Source organism: Pseudooceanicola batsensis HTCC2597, from assembly GCF_000152725.1.
Lineage (GTDB): Bacteria > Pseudomonadota > Alphaproteobacteria > Rhodobacterales > Rhodobacteraceae > Pseudooceanicola > Pseudooceanicola batsensis.
Map to the genome: position 1 here is coordinate 675,257 of NZ_CH724131.1, position 21,423 is coordinate 696,679.

Consider the following 21,423-nt stretch of genomic DNA (forward strand, 5'->3'; position numbering starts at 1 on the left):
GCGGTCCATTACACGGCCCCCTGCCCCTTGGCAACAGGCAAATCCGTCTCACGCCCCCCGGAGCGCCGCTTTTCCAGCGTGACGGTTCGCTGGACCCCGATGTTCGCCAGAAAGCGCGGATCGTGGCTGATGACGAGGATCGCGCCGTCGAACGCGGTCAGCGCGGCCTCGAGCTGGGTGATGGCCTCGAGATCGAGGTGGTTTGTCGGCTCGTCCAGCAGCAGCAGGTCGGGCGCGGACCGGCCGGCGAAGGCGATCAGCATCCCGGCGCGAAGCCGCTCGCCGCCGGAAAGACCCGCCACCGGCTTCTCGGCATCGCTGTTGCGAAAGCCGAACCGGGCCAGTGCGGCGCGGGCCTCATGCTCGGTCAGGTCGGGCCGCCTGCGCAGGACCGTCTCGATCAGGCGCCCCTCTTGCCCGAGATCGGCCAGGTCCTGATCGAGCCGCGCCACCTGATGACCCAAGAGCGAGACCGCCCCCCGGTCCGGCGCGAGTTCCCCGGTGATCATCCGCATCAGGCTGGTCTTCCCGGCCCCGTTGGGTCCGGCAATGGACACGCGTTCGGGTCCGGTGATCGAGAGGGTGACGGGCCCGACGCGCGCCTCTCCCAGCGTGACGCCGGCCTTTGCGATCTCCAGCACGCGCTGCCCCGTCGGCAGGCCCGAGGCCGGCAGGTCGATGCCGCGCGGCTTGAGCCGGGCGATCTCGGCTTCGGCGGTCGCGCGGCTTTCCTCGGCGTCACGGACGCGCCCGGCGCGCATGGTTTCGGCCCGCGACCGGCTGGCGTCGGCGCGCTCGGCCTGCCGGTCGTGCCACATCTTGGGCATCGAACCGGTGGCGCGGTCGCGGCGGCCGCGGGCGCTGCGTTGCGCGTCGCGGTCGCGATCCGCCTGCCGGTCGCGCCTTGCCTTGGCGAGGACCGCTTCGGCCCGTGCGACGGATGCTTCGGCCCGCGCGATCCTCTCCTCCCTCTCCCGCGCGAAGACGGGCCAGCCGCCATGCGTCACGGGCGCGGCCGGCGCGTCGAGATCGGTGATGGTGTCCATGTGGCCGAGAAGCTCGCGGTCGTGGCTCGCCAGGATCACGGGCCCCGCCCATGACCGGATCAGCCGCATCACGGCACCGCGCCCTGCGGCATCCATGTTGTTCGTCGGCTCGTCCAGCAGCAGGATCGCGGCCTCCGACAGGCGTGCCGCGGCCAGCGCGACGCGCATCCGCTCGCCGCCGCTCAGGCCCGTCATCGCGCGATCCGTGGCAAGATCCGGCAGGCCCATCTCGCGCAGCGCCGATCCGACCCTGCCGGTCAGCGTCCAGTCGGCCCGGGCGGCGTCGCCGGGCGTCCCCTCGCCGTCCAGGAGCCGGGCAAGGGTCGCCAGGTTGTCGGCCACTCCGAGGGCATCTGCCACGGTCGGACCCTCAGGCGCCTGGCTGACGAGGTGAACCGGCGCGGAGGCCCGCACCCCGCCGGAGGCGGGCGCGACCCGACCGGCCAGCACCTTCAGCAGCGTGGACTTGCCCGAGCCGTTCCGTCCGACCAGCCCGTGAAGGCCGGGGCCGAATGTCAGATCGAGATCGGAAAGAAGCGGTTTGCCGTCAGGGGTGACGACCGACAGGGCGCGAAGTGCGAGATGGGCAGGCATGGATCACCGGATCGTTACGAAAACCAAGGGTTTGCACGTCAATCCGCGTGTTCATCTGTCTCTCCATCGGCTTGGGAACGGCACTCCGGTTCCCGCGTCCGGATCCTGCGCCTCTGGGCAGCATTGGTCAAGTCGGGTTAACCAAGCCGTAAGAAATTGATTGTTCTGCAAAGACGGAAGGGGAGATTGTTGTTTCGAGATAGAGGGCTAAGCCGTCCAGTTAACGTTCGCCCTTCAGAGGAACGTTCGTTCCGCGGCCCAGTACAGCCCCACGCAGGCGATTGCGGCCGAGGCCGGAATGCAGATCGCCGCGCGGTACCAGCTCTTGTGGCGGAACCAGGCCCCGAGCGCCAGGAAGGCCAGCGCGATCACGGTCAACTGGCCGAATTCGACGCCGACGTTGAACCCCAGCAGCGCCGGGATGAACTGCGCCTGAGGCAGGCCGAAATCCTGCAGCACGCTTGCAAAACCCAGGCCGTGGAGCAGCCCGAAGGCGAAGACCACCGCCGGACGCCACCGGTGCAGGTCGCGCGTCACGATATTCTCGATGGCGACGAAGGCGATCGAGGCGGCGATGAGCGGCTCCACGATGCTCGCCGGAACGCTCACCCACCCCAGAGCGCCGAGCGCCAGGGTGACGGTATGGGCCAGTGTGAAAGCCGAGACCTGCCACAACAGCGGGCCGATGCGCGGCGACAGGAAGAACAGCCCCAGAACGAAAAGGATATGGTCCAGGCCCTGCGGCAGGATGTGATCGAAACCGACCGGGATATAGGACAGGAAGGCGCCCCACCCGCTCGGCGCCGCGCCGCCGCCGATGGGGATCGCGTCGCTCGTCTCGCCCCCCTCGAGATAGGCGGCATAGCCTTCCTCGACCCCGGTCTGGCGAAGGGCCAGCGTGCCGAAGCCGTCGGGCCACGCAAGTTGCATCGTCCGCGCGGTCTCGGGCAGCGGGCCGTCCAGGACGATCCGGCTGGGGCGGGCCAGCTCGACATCTCCGATCTCGCTCACCTCGACCTCGCTCAGGGTCAGGGGCACCGGCACGTCGTCGGCGCGCAGGACGATCCCGTCGCCGATCCGGGGCCAGTCGGCTTCTATTCGGGCGGCAAGCGCGGCGGGCGCCAGCGCGCGCAGCCTGTCGTACCGGTCCGAGCGCGACGAGGCATTGGTGTCCTCCAGCCCGTCCAGGTCGATCCCCGCGACGAAGGCCTCGGCGTTCATCCGCAACTCGAGCCGTGCCGATCCTTCGGCGGTGGACAGCTGGATGATGGTCGGAAGCACTTCGTGCGCCGATGCGGCCGGAGCGACCAGCAGGATGAGCGCGACGAGCATCGTCCTTGACACCGCCAGCAGGGAAAGCACTTTCGTTGCCATGCGCCTGATCCGATCCATCCTGACATCCCTTGTTTTCGGTCTGCCCGGGATCGGGCTGGCCCATGAGTTCTGGCTCGAACCCGATGAGTATCAGTCGAAGGCCGGTTCGGAAATGGCGGTGCGCGCCTACAACGGACAGGATTTCAAAGGCACCGAACTCAGCTGGTTCGACCGCAGGATCGACCGTGTATCGGTCATTCTGAATAGAGAAGGCAGGAAATACAATGGCCTGCCCGGCGATCTTCCCGCTATATCGGTGACACTGAACGAGGGGCTCACGGTGATTTCCTATGCCTCGACCATGTCGAAGCTGACCTACGAGTCGTGGGAAAAGACCCTGAACTTCGCCTCGTCCAAGGGCGTCGAGGATTTCGAACGGGCCCATGCGGCCCGGGGATTGCCGCGGGACGGTGTGACCGAGGGCTACTGGCGGTTCGCCAAGACCCTGCTGGCCGGCGGCTCAGGTGCGGGGACAGATGGCGAAACCGGCCTGCCGACCGAGTTCGTCATGTTGACCAATCCCTATACGACGCGCGGCGACAGCCTGCACGTCCGGCTGCTCTACAAGGGGGCTCCGCGTCCGGGCGCTCAGGTGGAGCTTTGGGAAAAGGCCGGGCGGAGCGTGACCAGGCGGCTCTATCGCACGGACGACGAGGGACACGCGACGCTGGATGTGCGGCCGGGCCACAGCTACCAGATCGACGCGGTTGTCCTGCGCGAACCCGAAAGCCAGGCGGCGATCGAGGCCGGGGTCATGTGGGAAAGCCTCTGGGCGAACATGACATTCGCCGTTCCCGAATAGACGCTTGCCCCCGATTGCACCGGCGGGCAAAGAGTGGGCATGAGCGACACCAAGGACATCGTCTGCATCGGCTCCGTTCTCTGGGACGTGATCGGCCGCTCGGCCTCGGTCATGCGGCAGGGGTCGGACGTGCCCGGGCGCATCACCCGCCTGCCCGGCGGCGTCGCAATGAACATCGCCATGGCGGCGGCGCGGTTCGGCATGTCGCCTGTCCTGATGACCGCGATCGGCCAGGACGCCGAGGGCGCGGAACTGGTGGCGGCCTGCCAGGGGCTGGGCATGAATGTCGATCACGTCTATCGCTCGGACGACCTGCCGACGGACCGGTACATGGCGGTCGAAGGGGCGAACGGCCTGATCGCGGCCATCGCCGACGCCCATTCCCTCGAGGCGGCCGGCGACAAGATACTGCGGCCGCTGCTGAACGGGCCGCTTGGCAGCGGCGAGTCGCCCTTTCGCGGACGGATCGCGCTCGATGGCAACCTCACCCGCCAACTTCTTGAAATCATTGCGACGTCAGCGGCATTCGGAATGGCCGATCTGCGTGTCGCCCCGGCTTCGCCGGGTAAGGCCGAACGCCTTCGGCCGTTCCTGACGCACAGCCGTGCCATGCTCTACGTCAATCTCGAAGAGGCGGGGCTGCTCTGCCAGACCACTTTCGACGATGCCGCCCGGGCCGCCGCCGCTCTGGTCGGGCGCGGGGCCGCGCGGGTCGTGGTGACCGACGGCGGCCGCTCTGCCGCGGAAGCGGGGGCCGCGGGCGTCATAACGGGCACGCCGCCCGAAGTGCTCGTCACCCGTGTCACGGGCGCCGGGGATACCTTCATGGCCGCCCATATCGCCGCCGAGGCCGAGGGCGCGGGACGGGAGGAGGCCCTGAACCGGGCCCTCACGGCCGCGGCGCGGTACGTCTCTGGCGACAATGCTCTCTGAGGACCTCACATGGAAAATCGCCATTCGACCGAAGTCGCCCGCGCCCGCGAGGCCGGACAGGCCATCGTGGCGCTGGAAAGCACGATCATCACCCACGGGATGCCCTATCCCCAGAACCTCGAAACCGCCCGCCAGGTCGAGGATGACGTCCGCCAGGCCGGTGCGGTGCCCGCGACCATCGCCGTGATCGAGGGCCGGCTTCACATCGGTCTCTCGGGGGCCGAGCTCGAGGCGCTCGCGCAGGCCGAGGATGTCGCGAAGCTGTCGCGCGCGGATCTGGCCGTCTGCCTCTCGCGGGGCGGCACCGGAGCGACGACCGTCGCGGCGACGATGATCGCCGCCCGGCTGGCGGGGATCGGGGTCTTCGCCACGGGCGGGATCGGCGGCGTCCACAGGGGCGGCGAGATCAGCCTCGACGTCTCGGCCGACCTTCAGGAACTGGCGCAGACGCCTGTGACGGTGGTCTGCGCCGGGGCCAAGGCGATCCTCGACATCCCGCGCACGCTGGAGGTGCTGGAAACCCTCGGGGTGCCGGTCATCGCCTACGGCCAGGACGCCCTGCCCGCCTTCTGGAGCCGCGATGGCGGGGTGCCGGCGCCCCTGCGGCTGGATAGCCCCGCCGAGATCGCGCTTGCACAGCAGACCCGCGCCGCACTCGGCCTGCCGGGCGGTCAGCTTGTCGCCAACCCGGTGCCGGCGGAGCATGAAATCCCGCGCGACGAGATCGAGCCCATCATCACGCAGGCGCTGGAGGCCGCCGAACGCGACGGCATCGCGGCCAAGGCCGTGACGCCCTACCTCCTCGAGCGGATCTTCAACCTGACCGGGGGGCGTTCGCTGGCCACCAATATCGCCCTCGTGCGGAACAATGCCCGGCTCGCCGCGAAAATCGCACAGGAAATGGTCGTACTCGGGGCAAAGTCCTCAAAATAAACCGTTCCTGCCATTGCTCGTTTCCGGCGCAGTGCCTAATTTCTGGCGGAACATTACGGATCCGCCATGAACGACCCCCTGACCCCCAATTCACCGCGCCCGGGCCTGTTCGCCCGCCTCCGGTCCAGCTTTCTGACGGGCATCGTGGTCATCCTTCCGATCAGCCTGACGATCTGGCTGATCTGGACGCTGGCGGGATGGGTGGACGGCGTGGTGCTGCCGCTGGTGCCCGCGACCTTCCAGCCCGAGAAATACATCGGCATCAACCTGCGCGGCGTCGGCGTGATCATCTTCCTGGTGTTCACCATCCTTGTCGGCTGGATCGCCAAGGGCCTCATCGGGCGGTCGCTGATCCGGTATGCCGAGCATCTCGTCGACCGGATGCCGGTGGTCCGTTCGATCTACAGCGGCGCCAAGCAGATCGCCGAGACGGTCTTTGCCCAGACGGAACGCAGTTTCGAAAAGGCATGCCTGGTGCAGTACCCGCGCAAGGGCATCTGGGCCATCGGCTTCGTCTCGACCGAAGCCAAGGGCGAGGTGGCCAGGCGGGCCGAGACCGGATCGCAGCTCATGTCGATCTTCGTGCCGACGACGCCGAACCCCACCTCGGGATTCCTGCTCTTCCTGCCAAAGGAAGACGTGATCGAACTGGACATGACGGTCGAGGACGCCGCCAAGCTCGTGATCTCGGCCGGGCTGGTCTATCCCAATGCCAAGGACCCGACGGTTCCGCTGATCAATTGAGCATCGCCGGAAGATCGACGGTGGACCTGTGGCCCAGGTTGCTCCGGTGATCCTTCAGGAACCGCTCGGCCGCCCGGCGCCCCGCCATCTTGAGCTGGTTCAGCAGGATCGGGTTCGGCACCATCTTGGTCGCGACGGATAGGTCGCGCATCAGATCGTCATCCGCGATCATGTGGACCAGCACGTTCTTCATCGTGCCCTCGGGCAACTGATGCGCCTCGAGCAGGCGCTGCACGAAGGCGATGGCGCGCAGTTCGCGCAGCAGCGATGAATTGAAGCTGATTTCGTTCACGCGGTTGTCGATCTGCTGCGGCGTGATCGGGATCTCGTCGCGCTCCAGCGGATTGATGTTCACGATCACGACGTCGTTCGGCAGCTCCTTGTCGAACAGCGGAAACAGTGCCGGGTTGCCGGAATATCCGCCATCCCAATAGGCGTCGACCCGCCCGGTCCTGGGATCCTCGATCTTGATCGCCTGGAACAGCGACGGCAGGCAGGCCGAGGCGAGTATGGCATCGGTGGTGATCTCGTCCCGGGTGAAGATGCGCACCTTGCCCGTCCGCACATTGGTCGCGCAGACGAAGAGGCGCGGCCCGGCCCCGGCGCAGACATCGCCGAAGTCGAAGGCCTCCACCACCGGTTCCAGCGGGTTGCGGTAGAACGCCCCGTAGGCATAGGGAGAGGTCACCGACTTGAGCGCATCCGCCGCCAGCACGGGGGGCGAGAACTCGACCGCGGTGGCGAGATCCGAGGTGGTCGGGAAAAACTTTTCCATCGCCGAGACCGGGCTTGCCATCCAGGCGGGCAGCCGCATGTCGTTGACCGCCCCCATGCGATACCACAGGTCGTTCAGCGTCCGGCGTGCGCCTTCGCGGCCGCCGCGCATCCAGCCGGCCTTGTAGGCGGCCCCGTTGAGGGCGCCGGCCGAGGTGCCCGAGATGCCCGCGACCTCGATCTCCTCGTCGTCCAGGATCCGGTCGAGCACGCCCCAGGTAAAGGCACCGTGCGCCCCGCCGCCCTGCAACGCGAGATTGATCCGGGTGACCATCAGGCGGCCGTCCAGCCACCGTCCATGGCGATGGCCTGCCCCGTCAGCTGGTCCGCCGCCGGCGAGGCGAGGAACAGCGCCATCTCGCCCAGCTGCTCGACGGTGACGAACTCCTTGGACGGCTGCTTGGCCAGGATGACCTTCTCGATCACCTCGTCCTCGGACATCTTGTATTCCTTGGCGGTGTCGGGGATCTGCGCCTCGACCAGCGGCGTCAGCACATAGCCCGGGCAGATCGCGTTGGCGGTGATCGGCTCTTTCGCGGTTTCCAGCGCCACCGTCTTGGTCATGCCGACGATGCCGTGCTTGGCGGTGATATAGGCCGACTTGTAGGGCGAGGCGCGCAGACCGTGGGCCGAGGCGATGTTGATCACCCGGCCCCAGCCGGCGCGGCGCATCATGGGCAGGGCCGCCGCCGTCGTGTGGAACGCCGAGGACATGTTGATCGCGATGATGGCATCCCATTTCTCGGCCGGGAATTCATCGATGGGCGCGACATGCTGGATGCCCGCGTTGTTCACCAGCACGTCGCAGGCTTCGGCCTTCTCGATCAGGCCGCGCGCCTGGTCCCCCTTGGACATGTCCGCCTGGATGTACCGGACCTCGGTGCCGAATTCCCGGGCCATGTCCTCGGCCAGCTTGTGGTCCTCGTCCCTGTCGGTGAACGAGTTCAGCACGACCTTTGCGCCGGCCCCGGCAAAGGTCCGCGCGACGCCGAGACCGATGCCCGAGTTCGATCCGGTCACGATGACGGTTCTTTCCTTCAGCGACATGATGACAACCTCTCAGATATCCTTCCGACAACATAAGTGCTGCACCCGCAAAGGAAACCGTGAAGATCGCCGAAGCGGCATGCCGATCGTCCGCATCCGCCGCTAAGGTTTGAACTTCATGCGCAAAATCCCGGGGCGACGATTCGGGCGGCCGCAGGCGCGGGGTCGGACATCATGCAGATGCAGAACGATCCTTGTGACAAAGGCCCGGACCAAAAAAAAACGCCGGCACAAGGCCGGCGTTAAGTTATTGAGGCAGGTTTCATACAGGCAAGAAACCTATCGAGCAGTGCCCCCTTTATAAGCAATCCCGCGCCACGTTCCAAGCTAAAAGTTTGATAAGACGCGAAAGCCTAGATACCGTCAGGCCCAACAAAGACAGGCGGAGCGGGGATTGTTGCCAAAATGAGGCCACATTTTTTCACCAGAAGGATCATTACGGTCGCGGTTTCGCTGCTTGCGCCGGTGGCAAGCCCGGCCCATGCCGAGCCCAGCCATGGCATAGCTATGTACGGGGATCCGGCCCTTCCACCTGATTTTGTGGCTCTCCCCTACGTCAATCCGGACGCCCCCAAGGGCGGCCGCCTGGTCAGCGGCAACGCCGGCGGGTTCGACAGCCTCAATCCCTACGTCATCACCGGCAACCCGCCCTGGCAGCTGCGCTTTCTGATCTCCGAGAGCCTGATGTACCGTTCGCAGGACGAACCCTTCACGGTCTACGGCCTTCTGGCCGAATCGGTAGAGGTTCCCGAGGACCGGTCATGGGTGGAATTCACCCTGCGAGAGGAGGCCCGATTCTCCGACGGGAGCCCGGTCACGGTCGAGGATGTGATGTGGTCCTACGAGACACTGGGAACCGAGGGCAACGCGCGGTATCGCGGCCTCTGGACTCTGATCGAGAAGATGGAACAGACCGGCCCGCGCTCGGTCCGGTTCACCTTCAACAAGATCGACCGCGAACTGCCGCTCGTCACCGGCCTGCGGCCGATCCTCAAGAAGGCGCAGTTCGCCGACCGCAGTTTCACCGGCCTCAGCCTGCAGGAGGCGCCGATCGGCTCGGCCCCCTACCACGTCTCGGCATTCGAACCCGCCCGCTCGGTCACCCTGACCCGCGACCCCGACTATTGGGGAAAGGACCTGCCGATCCGCGCCGGAACCAACAATTTCGACGAGATCCGGATCGAGTTCTATGGCGACAACGCGGTCCTCTTCGAGGCGTTCAAGGGGGGCGAGATCAGTTACATCCGCGAGTTCAACGCCGAGAAATGGAACCGCGACTACGATTTCCCCGCCGTCCGGTCGGGCGACATCGTGCTGAGCGAGATCGACTCGGGCCGCCCCTCGGGGATCACGGGTTTCGTGATGAACACGCGTCGCCCGCCCTTCGACGACATCCGCGTGCGCGATGCGATGCTCCACGCCTTCAACTTTGAATACGTCAACGAGACGCTCACCGGTGGCCGGCAGACCCGGATCACGTCCTATTTCTCGCACTCGGACCTGGGCATGCGCGAGGGCCCGGCCCAGGGCCGGGTGCGCGAGCTTCTTGCCCCCTTTGCCGACACGATCCCCGAAGGCGCGCTCGAAGGATACGCCCTGCCCGTCTCGGACGGCACGCCGCGCAACCGGCGCAACATCCGGAAGGCCGTGGCCCTGCTGGAAGAGGCCGGCTGGTCCGTCGACGGCGGCGTGCTGCGGAACGCCGAAGGGCGGCCCTTCCGGTTCTCCCTCCTGCTGCGGCAGGGCGCGAACGAGTTGCAGACCATCTCGGATCTCTACGTCAAGGCACTGGAACGGCTGGGCATCCAGGTGAATGTCGAGGTGGTGGACAACGCCCAGTACCAATTGCGGCTGACCGATTTCGACTTCGACATGACCGATATCCGGCGCCAGTTCTCGCTTTCGCCCGGCAACGACCAGCGCATCTACTGGGGGTCGGACGTGGCCGATACGCCGGGGTCGCGGAACCTCATGGGCGTGGCCAGCCCCGCCATCGACGCCACGATCGACGCCATGCTGGCCTCGCGCAGCGGCGAGGACTTCACCGCCGCGACCCGCGCGCTCGACCGGCTTCTGACCGCCGGGCGTTATGTCATCCCGATCCACAGCTACGATGTCGGTCGCATCGCGCACGTGGACGAGCTGACCTATCGCAGGGATCACACGCCGCTCTACGGCGACTCGGTCTATTTCCTGCCCGAGGTCTGGTGGATGGAGCCGCAGTAGCGCCTGCGCCATCCGCGGCCGGCGCCTCCCGCTCGCAAAGCCGTGAACGGGCGGAACCGGCGTCGCCACCCCGTGTTCCCCATGAGACACGCACTCATCGGAGGACAAGGCCATGCAATGGAGCCAGATCAGCGAAAACTGGGAAGCTTTCACACCGGCGATTCTGGACCGCTGGCCGGAAGCGCAGGAAGACGACGTGCTGGCACTCGACGGGTCCGCCACCGCCCTGGCCGTCTACCTGTCCGAAGTGACCGGTGAATCCAGCCGCGATACACTCGCCCAGATCGAGGACTGGCGCATGGGTCGCATTCCGACGGATGTCGCGATGGACGAGACGCTCGACAACGAGCACATCCAGGAAAGCGAGCGGCACCTCGATGACGGAGAGGACCCCTCGGACCGGGACGACCTCTTCGGCGACGACAACACGCCCTCGCCCGCCGTCGGTCGCACCTGAATGTCAGGTCAGCGAGGTGACCCAGAGGATCATGGCGTCATCGTCGCTGACCGAAACCACGTTGTGCCCCATGGAGGCGTCGTAATAGGCGCTGTCCCCGCGCCGCATCTCGATCGGCTCGTAGAACTCGGTATAAAGCCGGATCACCCCGGTCAGCACATAGAGGAACTCTTCCCCGTCGTGCCGTACCCAGCCGTCGAATTCCTCCATCGACCGTGCCCGGACCCGGGCGCGGTAAGGCAACATCTGTTTCTTGGTCAGCGTTTCGGCCAGCAACTCATGCTCATAGGTGGCGGTCGGTTGCGCGACCCCCTGCCCGTTCGGCGTCACCACGCGGCGCCCCGTCACCTGCGCGGCCTTCGGCGGCGTGAAAAGCTGCGGCACCGAGATGCCGAGCCCGGTCGCCAGCTTGCGCAGCGCGTCGTAGGTGGGCGACATCTGCCCGTTCTCGATCTTGGACAGCGTCGACCGGGCCAGCCCGGCCTCTCTCGCCGCCTGTTCCAGCGTCCAGTCCCGTGCCTTGCGCAATTCCCGCACACGGTCGCCCAGGACGAGCGGCTCGCCCGTCTCTTCCGAGCCGTTGGTGCGCGCGATGCGAATGAGTGAGGTGGGATCGGTGACGCTCATGACGCGCCTACATAGGATCCCGCCCATGGCCTTGGCAACTGCCCCCTTGCGCCCGGCTGGCCACCTGCCTAACCCTTGCGCCATGCTCTCCGTCTTCGACAAGGGGCCCTTCGCACCCTGCCCCGCGCCCTTCAACCTCGCCGCCTATGTCCTGTCCCATGCGGACCGGCTGGCCGACAAGGTGGCACTGTCGGTGGTGGGGCTGTCGGGCGCCGAGCGCTGGTCCTATGCCCGGCTTCAGGCCGCGGTGCGCGGCACGGGGACCGGGCTGCTGCAGGCCGGCTTCGAACCGGGTGACATCCTGATCATGCGCCTCGGCAATACCGTCGAATTTCCCATCGCCTATCTCGGGGCCATCGCCGCCGGTCTGGTGCCGGTCCCGACCTCGTCGCAACTGACGGCGCGCGAGGTGCAGAAGATGATCGAGGGGCTGCGGCCCGCAGGGATCCTGCGCGACCCTTCGGTGCCCTGTCCCGAGACCGCTCTGCCGGTCCTGGACACCGCGGAACTTCTGGCGATGCGCGACCTGCCGCCCGTCGACTGGGCCATGGGCGATCCGGACCGTCTGGCCTATATCGTCTACACCTCGGGCACCTCGGGCAAGGCCCGCGCGGTCATGCATGCGCATCGCGCCATCTGGGCCCGCCGCATGATGCACGAGGGCTGGTACGGCCTGACCGAAGCCGACCGGCTGATGCATGCGGGGGCCTTCAACTGGACCTATACGCTGGGCACCGGGCTGATGGACCCCTGGTCCGTGGGCGCCACGGCCCTGATCCCTGCGGAAGGGGTCGCGCCCGAGGCGCTGCCGCTGCTCATGAAGCGTCACGAGGCGACGATTTTCGCAGCGGCGCCAGGGGTCTATCGGAAGATCCTGAACCATCATGAATCGCTCGTTCTGCCAAGGCTGAGGCACGGTCTGACCGCCGGCGAGAAGATCTCGGACCAGGTGCGGCAGAACTGGAGAAATGCCGGTGGCGGAGAGCTTTACGAGGCATTCGGGATGTCCGAATGCTCGACCTTCATCTCGGGCTCTCCCTCGGCGCCCGCTTCCCCCGGTGCGCTCGGCCGGCCGCAGATCGGCCGCCGTGTCGCCATTCTGGATCCCGAGGGCGCGCCCGTCCCGCTGGGCGAGGAAGGCGTCATTGCCGTGCACCGGGACGACCCCGGCCTGATGCTCGGCTACCACGGCGCGCAGGACGAGGCCGAGGCCCGGATGCAGGGCGAGTGGTTCCTCACCGGCGATCACGGCAGGATGGACGCGGAGGGCCAGGTCACCTACATGGCGCGCGCCGACGACATGATGAACGCCGGCGGCTACCGCGTCTCGCCGCTCGAGGTCGAGGCGGCCCTCTCCGACCTCCCCGGCATCACCGAGATCGGCGTGACGGATTGCGAGGTCAAGGCGGACGCCAGGCTGATCATCGCCTTCTACACTGCACAAGAGCCGCTGGACGAGGCGGGTCTGAAGATCGCCGCGACCGAACGGCTGGCCCGGTACAAGCAGCCGAGGGCCTTCGTGCATCTGCCCGAACTTCCCCGCAATCCGAACGGAAAGCTGCTGCGACGGGCGCTGCGGGACATCTGGAGCGCACAGAGGGAGGCCCCATGAGCCAGGACATCATCGAACGTCTCGTCGAGACGCATGGCGAGGACGGTGCCGTACCGTCGCGGGGGGACTGGGCCACCATTCTCGACATGCCGGGAAACGAGCCCATATTCATTCTCAATCTGCTGGCCTTCGAGCCGCAGACCGGGCAGGCGAGCTTTGGTCAGTACCTCCACGGAGTCGCCCCTGCCATCGCCGCCGCCGGCGGAGAACAGGTGTTCTTCGGCCCCGCGGGACTGAGCTACGGGACCGGGGGCGACACGCGCTGGGATGCGGCGATGTTGATGAAATACCCCTCGCCCCAGGCGCTTGCGAACATGTGGCTCGACCCGGATTTCATCGAAGCGCATCAATCCCGCGGGGATGGTCTGGCCAAGTCGCTGGTGCTGGTCATTCCGGCGGAACAGGCAAGGATATGACATGGAAAACGGCATGGCGGTGAAACTCGACATTCTCTCCGACCCGATCTGCCCCTGGTGCTACATCGGCAAGGTGCAGCTCGAGCGGGCGCTGGAGGAACGGCCCGAGAATCCGTTCGTGATCGAATGGCACCCGTTCCAGCTCAATCCCGACATGCCGCGCGAGGGCATGGACCGCCGCGCCTATCTGCGCGGCAAGTTCGGGGACCGTGCCGATGACGTCTACGGCAAGATCGCCACGCATTTCGAGGAAATCGGGCTCGAGGCGAATCTCGACGCCATCCAGCGCACGCCGAACACGCTGGATGCGCACCGCATGATCCACTGGGCCGGGATCGAGAAACGCCAGTCCGAGATGGTGGATGCCCTCTTCCGCGCCAACTTCGTCGAGGGGCGCGATATCGGCGACCGCGACACGCTGGCCGATCTTGCCGACGGTATCGGAATGGACGCCTCGGTCGTGCGCCGTCTGCTGGACAGCGATGCCGACGAGCAGATGATCCGCGACCGCGACGTGCATTCCCGCGAGATGGGGGTGAATGCGGTGCCGACCTTCGTGGTGGCCAGCCGCCATGCCGTCCCGGGGGCGCAACCGCCGGACCTCTGGCTCAAGGTGATCGACGAAATCACGGTAACCCCCGGCCAGCCCGACTGAGCCGCCGCGGGCCGCCGGCTCGGCACACCACGAAAATGCAGGATCCGCACTTGCCGGATTCGCGGGGCCGCGCCCCGTGGCCACGCCGGACCGCCCGTGCTAGCAGAGGCCGTCCCGGAGACCGGAGCCTCCATGTCCAGCCGCATTTCCCAGTCAGAATTCATTGCCATGATGGCGATGCTGGTCGCCACCGTCGCCTTTTCCATCGACAGCATGCTGCCGGCGATGCCCCAGATCGCCGAAGAGCTGACGCCCGAGGCCCCGAACCGCGCCCAGCTGGTCCTGTCGGGGTTCCTGGTCGGCATGGGGCTGGGCACGCTCTTTACCGGCCCCTTGTCGGATACCTTCGGCCGCAAGGCGGTGGTCAACTTCGGAGCGGCCCTCTACATCCTGGGCGCCGTGCTGGCCTGGGCCGCCCCCTCGCTCGAGCTGATGGTGGCGGCCCGCGTGATGCAGGGCGTCGGGGCGGCCGGCCCGCGCATCGTGTCGCTGGCCATCGTGCGCGACCTGCATGTCGGACGCGCCATGGCGCGGATCGTGTCCTTCATCATGGTCGTCTTCACCATCGTGCCGGCCCTCGCCCCGCTGATCGGGACGCTGATCATCGACCTGGGCGGCTGGCGGTCGATCTTCCTCGCCTTCCTGATCTTCGCGACCATCTCGACGCTCTGGGTGAACCTGCGGCTCGATGAACCGCTGCCGCCCGCGCAGCGCCGGCCCTTCCGTCTGTCGGGCTTTCGCGAGGCCCTGACCGAGATGATGGCGATCCCGATGGTCCGAGCCTCGATCTACGTGCAGACCCTTGTCTTCACCGTGCTCTTCACCTCGATCTCGCTGATACAGCAGAGTTTCGACGTGATCTTCGACCGGGCCGAGAACTTCGCGCTCTATTTTTTCATCATTGGGATCTTCTGCGCGACCTCGTCGCTGGTGAACGCCGCCTTCGTCATGAAACACGGGATGCGGGCGATCATCTCGCTGTCGATCACCGTGACCTTCGTTCTGACGCTCGTCATTCTCGGCCTGCAGTTCATCGGTCTCGGCGACACGGCGGTTTTCTGGATCTACGTCTTCTGGCAGATGACGCTCTTCTACCAGATGGGCCTGACCGTGGGGAACCTGAACGCGCTCGGGATGGAGCCGCTGGGACATATCGCGGGGCTCGCCGCTTCGGTCATCGGGGCCATCGCCACGATCATCGCCGCCGTCGTCTCGACCGTCGTGGCGCAGCTTTTCAACGGCACGCTCTTTCCGCAGCTCGTCGCGACGCTGATCTTCCTCGGCCTCTGCATTCCCGTCCTGATCCGCATGCGCCGGCTGGACAGGCCCAACCGGCCAGCCGCGCCCGAAAAGTGACGCCCCAGCGAGATCGCGGTGCCGCGCCGGGGCCTGGTTTCTTTCCCACGGATCGGGAATGGGCTAACAAGCGGACAAAGCCACGCAAATCCTCGAGGGGGTCGTCATGAGCAAGATCAAGGTCGAAAATCCGATAGTCGAAATGGACGGCGACGAGATGACCCGCATCATCTGGGCCTTCATCAAGGAAAAGCTGATCGAGCCCTATCTGGACATCGACCTGCTCTACTACGACCTCGGCATCGAGGAACGCGACAGGACCGAGGACCAGATCACCATCGACGCCGCGGAAAAGACCAAGGAGGTCGGCGTGGCGGTCAAATGCGCCACGATCACGCCCGACGAGGCGCGGGTCGAGGAATTCGGCCTCAAGAAGATGTGGAAATCGCCCAACGGCACGATCCGCAACATCCTGGGCGGGGTGGTCTTCCGCCAGCCCATCATCTGCCGCAACGTGCCCCGCCTCGTCCCCGGCTGGACCAAGCCCATCGTCATCGGCCGCCACGCCTTCGGCGACCAGTACAAGGCCACCGACATGAAGTTCCCCGGCCCCGGCAAACTGACGATGAAATTCGTCGGCGACGACGGGACCGAGATCGAACACGAAGTCTATCAGGCCCCCTCGAGCGGCGTCTACATGGGCATGTACAACCTCGACGACTCGATCCGCGACTTCGCGCGCGCCTCGCTCAACTACGGGCTGCAGCTGGGCTGGCCGGTCTACCTGTCGACGAAGAACACCATCCTCAAGCAATACGATGGCCAGTTCCTGCAGATCTTCCAGGAGGTGTTCGAGCAGGAGTTCGAGGAAGAGTTCAAGAAAAAGAAGATCTGGTACGAGCACCGCCTGATCGACGACATGGTGGCCTGCTGCATGAAGTGGAACGGCGGTTTCGTCTGGGCCTGCAAGAACTACGACGGCGACGTGCAGTCCGACACGGTGGCGCAGGGCTTCGGCTCGCTCGGCCTGATGACCTCGCAACTGCGCACCCCCGATGGCAAGATCGTCGAGGCCGAGGCCGCGCACGGCACAGTCACCCGCCATTATCGCCAACATCAGGCCGGAGAGGCGACCTCGACCAACTCGATCGCCTCGATCTACGCCTGGACCGGCGGGCTCAAGCACCGGGCCGAACTGGACGGCAACGCCGCCCTGCTGAAGTTTGCGATGACGCTGGAAAAGGTGATCGTCGAGACGGTGGAGGACGGGCACATGACCAAGGACCTGGCCCTTCTGGTCGGCCCGGATCAGGGATGGCTGACCACCATGGGGTTCCTTGAGAAGATCGACGAGAACCTGGACAAGGCCCTGGCCGGATAAAGCGTTCTGAAAAAGAAAAGGCAGCCGGATCAACCGGCTGCCCATCGTTCTGTTATCTGTAGGACGTCACGCCGCTGCGCGGTCGTGCTTGCCCTCCTGCACCTCTTCGATGATCTTCGACACGAAGGCGTCGAGGTCGTCGGGCTTGCGCGAGGTGACGATCCCCTTGTCGGTCACGACCTCGCTGTCCTCCCACTGGCCGCCGGCATTGACGAGATCCGTCTTGATCGACGGGAAGGAGGTCACCTTGCGCCCCTTCACGACGCCGGCTTCGACCAGCATCCAGGGGCCATGACAGATCGCCGCGACGACCTTGCCGGCATTGTGCATCTTCTTCACGAATTCAACGGCTTCCGGCTTGGTCCTCAGGATGTCCGGGTTGATCTGACCGCCAGGCAGAACGATCGCGTCGTAATCATCGGGCGACACGTCCGAAACCGCGTGGTCGACCTCGGCGTCCTGGCCCCAGTCGGTCTTGTCCCAGCCGCGGATCGTCTCGCCATCGGGAGAGACCACATGGACGGTGGCGCCGGCCGCGCTCAGTTTGTCGCGGGGCACTTCCAGTTCGCTCTGTTCGAAACCGTCGGTGGACAGGATGATGATGCGGGCTTGCTTGATGTCGGGCATTCTTGCCTCCGTATGCTCTGGGTATCGGGCCGCCTCGGGCCCTTCGTTCCGTCAACACGCGCCTTGCCTGCCCGGTTCCTGGGCATCGCGACGGAACACCGCGCCGCCAGCGCATTCCCGCTCGACACCGCGAGGCGGGAGCAGCATGTTCCGGGCCATGCCCGCACCGTTCCCGATCCCGACCGAATACCGACACAAGCACACCTGGCTCGAGGATGCGCAGGGGCTGACGATCTCGCTGCTCGCCGCGGGCACGGGCGTCACCTTCCTCGCCGCGCTCGGCTTCATCACCGGGCAGACGGCGGGCATCGCCCTGATCATCTCGTACCTCTCGGGATGGAGCTTCGGCCTCGCCTTCTTCGTGGTCAACCTGCCCTTCTACGCCTTCGCCTGGAAGCGTCTCGGCGCCGAGTTCACGCTCAAGTCGATCCTCTGCGTCTGTGTTCTGTCGCTGCTGGTCGACTACCTGCCCCTGGGCCTCAGGTTCGACTATCTCGACCCGGTGCTCGGTACCGCGATCTTCGGCGTGCTCACGGGCTTCGGCCTGTTGGGCGCCTTCCGCCACAAGGGATCGCTCGGTGGCCTGGGCGTGGTGGCGCTGATGATCCAGGACCGCACCGGCTTCCGCGCGGGATACGTCCAACTGGCGGCCGACGCGCTGATCTTCCTGGCGGCGGTCTTCCTGTTCGAGACGCGGGTGGTGCTGTTCTCTCTCTTCGGGGCGGCGGTGCTGAATGCGGTGATCGCCTTCAACCACGATCGCGACCGCTATATCGCCGACTGACGCTCAGGGCCGGGAGACCTGCCCGCCCCCCACCGACATCCTGACCCCGGTTGTCGAGGGGCACGAGGTCGGCAGCCCGCGCGCCACCCGCACGGCGAGATAGCCGAAGGCCTGCGCCTCGAGCATGTCCCCGTCGAGCCCGGCCTCCTCGACCGGCAGGACCGGACAGTCGAGCGAGACCGACAGCATCTCCATCAGCACCGGGTTCTTCCGGCCGCCGCCGGTGACGAACAGCCGGTCCGGCGCTTCCGGGCAATGTTCCATGCCCCGCAGCACGGCGGCGGCGGCCATTCCGGTCAGTGTCGCCGCCGCATCCGCATCCCCCAACTCGCCGACCAGCGACATCATCTCGGGAAAGGCGTTCCTGTCCAGCGACTTGGGCGGGATGCGCGAAAAATAGGGATCGTCGAGGAAAAGCTCGAGCGCGCCGGTCTCGACCCGCCCCGTCATGGCCAGCTTGCCGTCCTCGTCATAGTCCAGACCGCGGCGCGCCAGCAGCAGATCGTTGATCGGCGCATTCGCGGGGCCGGTGTCGAAGGCAAGGACCGCGCCCTCGTCCTCGGGCCGCGCGATCCGCGGATCGACCCAGGTGAGGTTGCCGACGCCGCCCATGTTGAGAAAGACCAGCGGCGCGCCGGCCCCGATCCAGCGCGCGCAGGCGTGATGGAAGAACGGCACCAGCGGCGCCCCCTCGCCGCCCAGCTCCACATCCGACGTGCGGAAATCCCAGACCACCGGCAGCCCCAGATCCGCGGCGAGCGTATCGCCCTCGCCCACCTGATGCGTGCCGCGTCCGCGGGGATCATGCGCCAGCGTCTGCCCGTGAAAGCCCGCGATCTCGACGTCGCGGAACCGGCCCATCAGCTCCCGGTGCGCCGCCATCACCACCCGGTTGGCCGGGGCCACGCCCGGATCGTTCGGCCACTGCCCGAGCGCCCGGTGCAGCACCGCGCGCTCCTCGGGGGTGTAGGGCCGGTAGTCGCTTTCGCCGAAGCCCAGGATCTCGACCCCGTCGGTCACCACGACCGCCGCGTCCACCCCGTCCAGAGAGGTGCCCGACATCGCCCCCAGGGCGCGCACCGGCCCTTTCTTGATCCCTGCCTTCGACACGGTCTTTTCCTTGTCCTGCCTGCCGCCTATAGAGTGCCCTGCACCTCAACCCGGGACAAGAGACATGACATACCATCCCAAGTCCGAATTCATGGCCACGATCATGGAGCGCGGTTTCATCGCCGACTGCACCGACTATCAGGCCCTGGACGAGGCCCTGAACAAGGGGATGGTGACCGCCTACATCGGCTATGACGCGACCGCGAAGTCCCTGCATGTCGGCCACCTGATGAACATCATGATGCTGCGCTGGCTGCAGAAGACCGGGCATCAGCCGATCACGCTCATGGGCGGCGGCACGACCAAGGTGGGCGACCCGTCCTTCCGCGCCGACGAACGCCCGCTGCTCTCGCCGGCGCAGATCGGCGAGAACATCGCCGGGATGCAGCGCGTCTTCGCGCAGTACCTCGACTATGACCGCGAAGCCAATCCCGCGCTCATGCTCGACAATGCCGAATGGCTGGACGGGCTGAACTATCTCGAATTCCTGCGCGACATCGGCCGGCATTTCTCGGTCAACCGGATGCTATCCTTCGAGTCCGTGAAATCGCGGCTGGATCGCGAACAGTCGCTCTCCTTCCTCGAGTTCAACTACATGATCCTCCAGGCCTACGACTTTCTCGAGCTGAACCGCCGCCACGACTGCCTGCTCCAGATGGGCGGCTCGGACCAGTGGGGCAACATCGTCAACGGGATCGACCTGACGCGCCGGGTGCTCGATACCGAGATCTACGGACTGACCACGCCGCTGCTGACCACCTCCGACGGCCGCAAGATGGGCAAGTCCGCCAACGGCGCCGTCTGGCTCAGCGGCGAAATGCTGTCGCCTTACGAATTCTGGCAGTTCTGGCGCAACTCCACCGATGCCGATGTCGGACGGTTCCTGAAGATCTTCAGCGAACTCCCCGTCGAGGAATGCGACCGCCTCGGCGCGCTCGGCGGGTCCGAGATCAACGATGCCAAGGTGATCCTCGCCAACGAAGCGACGACGCTCCTGCACGGGGCCGACGCCGCCAGGACCGCCGAGGCGACGGCTCGCGAGGTCTTCGAGAAGGGCGGCATCGGGGGCGACCTGCCGACGCTGGAACTGACGACCGGAGAGGTCGGCGGCGGCATCTCGGTGGTGCAGCTGCTCGTGCGCACCGGCCTCGCCAGGACCGGCAAGGAGGCCAAGCGCCTCATCGCGGACAACGGCGCGCGCCTCAACGACGCGCCCCTGACCGATGCGGGCCTCGTGCTCGACGACGCAAGCCTTTCGGCCCCGGTCAAGCTCTCGGCGGGCAAGAAGCGCCACGCGCTGGTGAAACTCTCGTCCTGACGACGACCGGAGACCGTTGAAATCCGCCGCCCCCGGTCCTATATCTGGGCTGTCCGGCAACGGACTATGGACATAAACGCGCTCGTAATAAGCGGATCGGACCCGGGGGCGGTACCCGGCGGCTCCACCAAATCACCCGTCGTTGGAGGGATCTGGGGCCGAAACAGGATCGACGGACGTCTAAAGGGGTTTGCTTTGTCCCGGTGAGTTACCACCGTTATCGGTACGCTAAGCATAATTGCCAACGACAATCGTGCTCCGGTCGCTCTGGCTGCGTAAGCAGTCCGAAAGACCGATCTTTAAGTCCTAGGCTCTAGCAAGTCTGGGCGGGGTTCGCAGGCACCTGGCAACAGAAGCCTGCATTTTCACGCCCGCCCCGACGACACCGCAAGCAAGGCCGCGCAATCGCGCGCCCGTCTCCGAACCTCGCCGGCCCCTCATTCATCGCATACCCGCATGGCACCGGGCCTCGCTCGCTTCCGATGTGCCGACTTCGGCCCCGGCCCGTGGTCCGCTTGGCTGCCGTGGTTCTTCCACCGGCTCGCCGGGAATGCCTCCCGTGCGGGCCCCCGGCAACGACCGTCCCGCCCCTCTGCGCGGCACCTTCGCGCCCCCGCCCCCCGCGGCTTCGGGCGCCGGTCCCCGCACCGGGCCTTCCATGCCCGGC

20 protein-coding genes and 1 other RNA gene are annotated in these 21,423 nt (G+C 66.4%); 14 read left to right on the top strand and 7 right to left on the bottom strand.

What is annotated here, in order from left to right; translation table 11 throughout:
* Nucleotides 1–8: 8 nt before the first annotated feature.
* Entirely contained in the window at nucleotides 9–1,640 is a 1,632-nt protein-coding gene (locus OB2597_RS07395; protein ID WP_009804917.1) for an ABC-F family ATP-binding cassette domain-containing protein, read from the bottom strand.
* A gap of 234 nt (nucleotides 1,641–1,874) precedes the next feature.
* Nucleotides 1,875–3,014 (bottom strand): HupE/UreJ family protein, encoded by a 1,140-nt coding sequence (locus OB2597_RS07400; protein WP_148234692.1) that lies wholly within the window; start codon nucleotides 3,012–3,014, stop codon nucleotides 1,875–1,877.
* Between OB2597_RS07400 and OB2597_RS07405 the strand changes: the two genes are divergently transcribed.
* From OB2597_RS07405 to OB2597_RS07420, 4 genes are all read left to right on the top strand, one after another.
* The gene (locus OB2597_RS07405) at nucleotides 3,013–3,816 is read left to right on the top strand and encodes a DUF4198 domain-containing protein (RefSeq protein ID WP_009804919.1); all 804 of its coding nucleotides are present in this window, start codon (nucleotides 3,013–3,015) and stop codon (nucleotides 3,814–3,816) included. The two genes, OB2597_RS07400 and OB2597_RS07405, sit on opposite strands and share 2 nt — an antisense overlap.
* 39 nt (nucleotides 3,817–3,855) lie before the next feature.
* Nucleotides 3,856–4,749, top strand: coding sequence for a PfkB family carbohydrate kinase (locus OB2597_RS07410; RefSeq protein ID WP_009804920.1), 894 nt, complete (start codon nucleotides 3,856–3,858; stop codon nucleotides 4,747–4,749).
* A gap of 9 nt (nucleotides 4,750–4,758) precedes the next feature.
* On the top strand, nucleotides 4,759–5,682 hold the full coding sequence (locus OB2597_RS07415; RefSeq protein ID WP_009804921.1) for a pseudouridine-5'-phosphate glycosidase: 924 nt from the start codon (nucleotides 4,759–4,761) through the stop codon (nucleotides 5,680–5,682).
* Nucleotides 5,683–5,748: 66 nt separating this feature from the next.
* Nucleotides 5,749–6,426: a DUF502 domain-containing protein gene (locus tag OB2597_RS07420; protein WP_009804922.1), complete on the top strand. Its 678-nt coding sequence runs from the start codon at nucleotides 5,749–5,751 to the stop codon at nucleotides 6,424–6,426.
* Here the strand turns inward: OB2597_RS07420 and OB2597_RS07425 are convergent.
* Nucleotides 6,419–7,474, bottom strand: coding sequence for a patatin-like phospholipase family protein (locus tag OB2597_RS07425; RefSeq protein ID WP_009804923.1), 1,056 nt, complete (start codon nucleotides 7,472–7,474; stop codon nucleotides 6,419–6,421). The genes OB2597_RS07420 and OB2597_RS07425 overlap by 8 nt on opposite strands.
* The gene (locus tag OB2597_RS07430) at nucleotides 7,474–8,247 is read right to left on the bottom strand and encodes a 3-hydroxybutyrate dehydrogenase (RefSeq protein ID WP_009804924.1); all 774 of its coding nucleotides are present in this window, start codon (nucleotides 8,245–8,247) and stop codon (nucleotides 7,474–7,476) included. The genes OB2597_RS07425 and OB2597_RS07430 overlap by 1 nt, the downstream gene beginning before the upstream one ends.
* Nucleotides 8,248–8,652: 405 nt before the next feature.
* On the opposite strand from OB2597_RS07430, the gene OB2597_RS07435 reads away from it, so the two are divergent.
* Nucleotides 8,653–10,473, top strand: coding sequence for an extracellular solute-binding protein (locus OB2597_RS07435; protein ID WP_050759219.1), 1,821 nt, complete (start codon nucleotides 8,653–8,655; stop codon nucleotides 10,471–10,473).
* Between the two features lie 112 nt (nucleotides 10,474–10,585).
* Nucleotides 10,586–10,930 carry a hypothetical protein gene (locus OB2597_RS07440; protein ID WP_009804926.1) on the top strand — a complete coding sequence of 115 codons (345 nt, stop codon included), beginning with the start codon at nucleotides 10,586–10,588 and terminating at the stop codon, nucleotides 10,928–10,930.
* Between the two features lie 3 nt (nucleotides 10,931–10,933).
* Here the strand turns inward: OB2597_RS07440 and OB2597_RS07445 are convergent, their stop codons facing one another.
* A complete protein-coding gene (locus OB2597_RS07445) occupies nucleotides 10,934–11,557 on the bottom strand; it encodes a helix-turn-helix domain-containing protein (RefSeq protein ID WP_009804927.1) in 624 nt (207 codons plus the stop codon).
* A gap of 82 nt (nucleotides 11,558–11,639) precedes the next feature.
* Here OB2597_RS07445 and OB2597_RS07450 point away from each other — a divergent pair, with 82 nt between their 5' ends.
* The 5 genes from OB2597_RS07450 to OB2597_RS07470 all read left to right on the top strand — a co-directional run bounded on the left by OB2597_RS07450 (nucleotide 11,640) and on the right by OB2597_RS07470 (nucleotide 16,917).
* Entirely contained in the window at nucleotides 11,640–13,169 is a 1,530-nt protein-coding gene (locus OB2597_RS07450; RefSeq protein WP_009804928.1) for a class I adenylate-forming enzyme family protein, read from the top strand.
* Entirely contained in the window at nucleotides 13,166–13,585 is a 420-nt protein-coding gene (locus tag OB2597_RS07455; RefSeq protein WP_009804929.1) for a hypothetical protein, read from the top strand. The genes OB2597_RS07450 and OB2597_RS07455 overlap by 4 nt, the downstream gene beginning before the upstream one ends.
* A gap of 1 nt (nucleotide 13,586) precedes the next feature.
* Nucleotides 13,587–14,240, top strand: a complete 654-nt coding sequence (locus OB2597_RS07460) for a DsbA family oxidoreductase (RefSeq protein WP_009804930.1) — start codon at nucleotides 13,587–13,589, stop codon at nucleotides 14,238–14,240.
* A gap of 96 nt (nucleotides 14,241–14,336) precedes the next feature.
* Nucleotides 14,337–15,596 carry an MFS transporter gene (locus OB2597_RS07465; RefSeq protein ID WP_274377787.1) on the top strand — a complete coding sequence of 420 codons (1,260 nt, stop codon included), beginning with the start codon at nucleotides 14,337–14,339 and terminating at the stop codon, nucleotides 15,594–15,596.
* A 106-nt stretch (nucleotides 15,597–15,702) separates the two neighbouring features.
* Nucleotides 15,703–16,917 carry an NADP-dependent isocitrate dehydrogenase gene (locus tag OB2597_RS07470; RefSeq protein WP_009804932.1) on the top strand — a complete coding sequence of 405 codons (1,215 nt, stop codon included), beginning with the start codon at nucleotides 15,703–15,705 and terminating at the stop codon, nucleotides 16,915–16,917.
* 66 nt (nucleotides 16,918–16,983) lie between these two features.
* Here the strand turns inward: OB2597_RS07470 and OB2597_RS07475 are convergent, their stop codons facing one another.
* Nucleotides 16,984–17,544 carry a type 1 glutamine amidotransferase domain-containing protein gene (locus tag OB2597_RS07475; RefSeq protein WP_009804933.1) on the bottom strand — a complete coding sequence of 187 codons (561 nt, stop codon included), beginning with the start codon at nucleotides 17,542–17,544 and terminating at the stop codon, nucleotides 16,984–16,986.
* Nucleotides 17,545–17,689: 145 nt separating this feature from the next.
* On the opposite strand from OB2597_RS07475, the gene OB2597_RS07480 reads away from it, so the two are divergent.
* Entirely contained in the window at nucleotides 17,690–18,328 is a 639-nt protein-coding gene (locus OB2597_RS07480) for a YitT family protein (protein ID WP_009804934.1), read from the top strand.
* Nucleotides 18,329–18,331: 3 nt separating this feature from the next.
* Here the strand turns inward: OB2597_RS07480 and OB2597_RS07485 are convergent, their stop codons facing one another.
* Nucleotides 18,332–19,438 carry an anhydro-N-acetylmuramic acid kinase gene (locus OB2597_RS07485; protein ID WP_009804935.1) on the bottom strand — a complete coding sequence of 369 codons (1,107 nt, stop codon included), beginning with the start codon at nucleotides 19,436–19,438 and terminating at the stop codon, nucleotides 18,332–18,334.
* A 64-nt stretch (nucleotides 19,439–19,502) separates the two neighbouring features.
* On the opposite strand from OB2597_RS07485, the gene tyrS reads away from it, so the two are divergent.
* Together tyrS and ssrA are read left to right on the top strand one after the other, a co-directional pair.
* On the top strand, nucleotides 19,503–20,756 hold the full coding sequence (tyrS, locus tag OB2597_RS07490; RefSeq protein WP_009804936.1) for a tyrosine--tRNA ligase: 1,254 nt from the start codon (nucleotides 19,503–19,505) through the stop codon (nucleotides 20,754–20,756).
* 12 nt (nucleotides 20,757–20,768) lie between these two features.
* Nucleotides 20,769–21,120, top strand: a transfer-messenger RNA (tmRNA) gene (gene ssrA, locus OB2597_RS21110).
* Nucleotides 21,121–21,423 lie beyond the last annotated feature (303 nt).